The sequence below is a fragment of the Protofrankia sp. CiP1_Cm_nod3 genome (assembly GCF_982290655.1).
In genome coordinates, this window is record NZ_CEVIVD010000140.1 from 1 (window position 1) to 2408 (window position 2408).

At 73.5% G+C, this 2408-nt stretch carries 2 protein-coding genes; both read right to left on the minus strand.

Translation table 11 applies throughout. The features are described 5' to 3' along the window. Window positions 1-1577, minus strand: a 1577-nt coding sequence (locus AC5LUJ_RS19925; RefSeq protein WP_493465500.1) for an MFS transporter, incomplete at its 3' end; no start/stop codon positions are given. Then, window positions 1574-2323 carry a TetR/AcrR family transcriptional regulator gene (locus tag AC5LUJ_RS19930; RefSeq protein ID WP_250286223.1) on the minus strand — a complete coding sequence of 250 codons (750 nt, stop codon included), beginning with the start codon at window positions 2321-2323 and terminating at the stop codon, window positions 1574-1576. The genes AC5LUJ_RS19930 and AC5LUJ_RS19925, both read right to left, overlap by 4 nt. Window positions 2324-2408 lie beyond the last annotated feature (85 nt).

The window sequence follows — 2408 nt, forward strand, 5'->3', positions numbered from 1 at the left end:
GGTTGCGGCTGGTGCGCCGGTTGTGGCTGGTGTACTGGTTGTGCCTGCTGCGGGTGGTTCGGGCGGTGTGGGCGGGTGTGGATGGCGGCGCACAGCAGGGCCGAGAGGGCGGCGACGCCGGCCATCACGTACCAGACGTGCTGGAAGGCGTCGAGCGCGGAGGCGGGGGACGGGGTGCCGAGGACGGCGACGAACACCGACACCCCGAGTACGGCGCCGAGCTGCCGGAACGAGGAGTTGATGGCGCTGCCGATCCCGAACCGGGCCGGCGGCAGCGACGCGGCGGCCGCGCTGCCGAGCGTGGGGAGGGTCAGCCCGATGCCGGCACCGGTGAGCAGGGCCGCCGGCAGCCATTCGGTGACGTAGTGCGGGGTGGCACTGACCTGGGTGGCGAACAGCAGCATCGCCGCGGTGAAGGACAGCGCGCCGGGGACGAGGACCGCGCGGTGGCCGAAACGGTCGGCCAGCGCGCCGGCCAGCGGAGCGGCGACGCCGGCGAGCAGCGGGCTCGGGGTCACCGCGAGGGCGCTGCGCAGCACCGACCAGTGCCACACCGTCTGCAGGAAGATGATGTTCGCCAGGGTGATGGCGAAGAAGGCGGTGGCGAATGTCAGCATCCCGGCGTTCGCCACGCTGTAGGAGCGGACCCGGAACAGGCTGAGGTCGACGGCCGGCCGGGCGGCGTGCCGTGTCCGGACGACGAACAGCGGCAGGCCGGCCGCGGCGACGAGGAACGCGCCGATGACGCGGGGGTCGTCCCAGCCCCACTCCGGCCCCTCGACGATGCCGAGCGCGACAGCGCCGAGCGCCACCGTCACGAGGATGACGCCGAACGGGTCGGGGATGCCGGTGGCGCCCTCGTCCCGGCTCTCGCGCAGCACCCGTGCGCCGACGAGCGCGGCCAGCAGGCAGATCGGCACGTTGACCAGGAACACCCAGCGCCAGGACAGGTACTGGACGAGCAGTGAGCCCAGGATCGGCCCGCTGGCCGCGGCGAGCCCGCCCATCGCGCCCCAGATCCCGATCACGGCTGAGCGTTTCTGGGGCGGGAACTCGGGGAGCAGCAGGGCCAGCGACGACGGCACCAGGATCGCGGCGAACACCGCCTGCAGCGCCCGGGCGGCGACGAGAACGGCGGTGCCGGACGCCAGCCCGCAGGCGGCGGAGGTGACCGCGAACCCGATCAGCCCGATCTGGAACAGCCGTTTGCGGCCGAGCTGGTCGGCCAGCCGCCCGGCGAGGACGAGCAGCGCGGTGAGGACCAGCGCGTAGGCGTTGAGGACCCAGGCCAGGCCCGCGGTCGTGGTGTGGAAGCTCCTGGTGATCGACTCGAACGCGACGTTGACGATGGTCGCGTCCAGGAAGACGACGAACACCCCGATCGAGGAGATGGCGAGGACCGCGCGGGCACGCCCGCTCCTCGGCGCCCGCGGCGCGTCGGTGGGCGCCGGCGCCGCTTTCCCGCCAAGGGCCACCGACGGCGCGGCCGCTGGCCCGGCTGGTGGCCCGGCCGCTGGCCCGGCTGGTGGCCCGGCCGTTGCCTCGGCGGTGGTGGTCGGTACCGCTGGGTTGCTCACTGTTGCTCCTGCCGGTGGTGGTGGAGGCGGTCGACGGTCCTGTCGAGTTCGGTGGCGATGGCCGCGCTGCTGTAGCTGCCGCCGGGGACGGTGACACGGCTGATCAGCGCGGTGCCGAGCCCGGCCATCCGCACGGTGTGGTCGACGAAGTCCTCCAGCGGCGGCCAGTCCAGCTCGGGTTTGCTCAGCAGCAGCGACACGCAGCCGTGGACGGCGGCCCACAGGCTCAGCGCGAGCGGGCGCGTCTCCCCGTGGAACACCCCGGCGTCCACGCAGTCCTGGACCGCCCGGATCATCTGCCGCAGCGCCGCCCGGGCGGCCGTCGTCGACGCGGGCGCGCCGGCCGGCCCGGCCGCGCCGGCTGCGCAGCCCTCGTCACGGGCGAGGGGGCGGCCCATCATCAGCAGCCGGTACTGGACGGGATGGTCGAGCCCGAACCGGACGTACGCCATGCCGCCCCGGCGCAGGGCGTCCAGCGGGTCCGCCACGCCGACGGTGGCGGCGGTCAGCCGTTCGTCCAGGTCGCCCCAGATCTTCAGGCAGACGGCGTCAAGGAGCGCGGCCTTGTCGGCGTAGTGCAGGTAGACCGACGGCGTCGTCACGCCGACCCGGCGGGCGACCGCGCGTACGGTGACGGCCTGTTCGTCCCCGGTCTCGACCAGCAGGGCCTCGGCCGCGAACAGGATCTCCTCGGCCAGCCGGCCGCCCTCACCCCGGCGCGCCCTCGTCCGTCCTGCCGATTTCATGGACGAAGGTTGCCAGCGTCAACTTAACCTTGTCAACTCATGCTGTCGCTGTCGCTGTCGCTGTCGCTGTCGCTGTCGCTGTCGC